Annotated in this window: 1 protein-coding gene; it reads left to right on the plus strand. The window is 67.5% G+C overall.

The genetic code is table 11. The features are described 5' to 3' along the window. Window positions 1–1,619 (plus strand): acetate--CoA ligase (gene acs / locus ACFPM7_RS30305; protein WP_378251276.1); only part of this gene is annotated, 1,619 nt, incomplete at both ends.

A 1,619-nucleotide genomic window follows, 5' to 3' on the forward strand; every position in this document is an offset into this window, starting at 1 on the left:
GCGAAGTGGTTCATCGGCGGCACGTTGAACGTCGCCCACAACTGCGTCGACCGCCACGTCACCGCGGGCAACGGCGACCGCGTCGCCCTGCACTGGGAAGGCGAGCCCGGAGACACCCGCACCGTCACCTACGCCGACCTGCAGGTGATGGTCGCCAAAGCCGCCAACGGCCTGGCCTCACTCGGCCTGAACGCCGGGGACCGAGTCGCCATCCAGATGCCGATGCTGGTCGAGGCCATCGTCGCCATGCTCGCCTGCGCCCGCCTCGGCCTGGTGCACAGCGTCGTCTTCGGCGGCTTCTCCCCCACCGCCCTGCGCTCACGCATCGACGACGCCCAAGCCCGCGTCCTGATCACCTCCGACGGGCAGTACCGGCGCGGTGAGGCGGTGGCGATGAAGGACAACACCGACGAGGCCACCGCCCACACCCCCACCATCGAACACGTCATCGTCGTGCGCCGCACCGGCACCGACTGCGCCTGGACCGAAGGCCGCGACCTCTGGTGGCACGACCTCATCGACGGCCAACCCGAGCACCACGACGCGCAGGCCTTCGACGCCGAACACCCCCTGTTCATCCTCTACACCTCCGGCACCACCGGAAAACCCAAAGGCATCCTGCACACCTCCGGCGGCTACCTCACCCAGGCCGCCTACACCCACCACGCCGTCTTCGACCTCAAGCCCGAGACCGACGTCTACTGGTGCACCGCCGACATCGGCTGGGTCACCGGACACTCCTACATCGTCTACGGCCCCCTGGCCAACGGCGCCACCCAGGTCGTCTACGAAGGCACCCCCAACACCCCCCACCAGGGACGACACTTCGAAATCATCGCCAAATACGGCGTCACCATCTACTACACCGCCCCCACCCTGATCCGCACCTTCATGAAATGGGGCACCGACAACCCCGCCGCCCACAACCTCACCTCCCTGCGCCTGCTGGGCTCGGTCGGCGAGCCGATCAACCCCGAAGCCTGGATCTGGTACCGCACCCACATCGGCGGCGACCGCTGCCCCATCGTGGACACCTGGTGGCAAACCGAAACCGGCGCCATCATGATCAGCCCCCTGCCCGGCGTCACCAACACCAAACCCGGATCAGCCCAAACCCCCCTGCCCGGCATCTCCGCACAGGTCGTCGACGACACCGCCACCGAAGTCCCCCACGGCTCCGGCGGCTACCTGGTACTGACCGAACCCTGGCCCTCCATGCTGCGCGGCATCTGGGGCGACCCCGAACGCTTCCGCGACACCTACTGGTCCCGCTACCCAGACCAGGGCTACTACTTCGCCGGCGACGGCGCCAAATACGACAACGACGGCCACATCTGGCTACTCGGCCGCGTCGACGACGTCATGAACGTCTCCGGACACCGCATCTCCACCACCGAAGTCGAATCCGCCCTCGTCTCCCACCCCACCGTCGCCGAAGCCGCCGTCGTCGGCGCCAACGACCCCACCACCGGACAAGGCATCGTCGCATTCGTCATCCCACGCGGGAAAGCCGCCGAGGACCGCGACGAGCACATCAAGACCCTGCGCAACCACGTCGCCAGCGAGATCGGGGCCATCGCCAAACCGCGTCAGATCCTCATCGTTGACGAACTCCCCAA

Source organism: Actinokineospora guangxiensis, assembly GCF_042657845.1.
Lineage (GTDB): Bacteria > Actinomycetota > Actinomycetes > Mycobacteriales > Pseudonocardiaceae > Actinokineospora > Actinokineospora guangxiensis.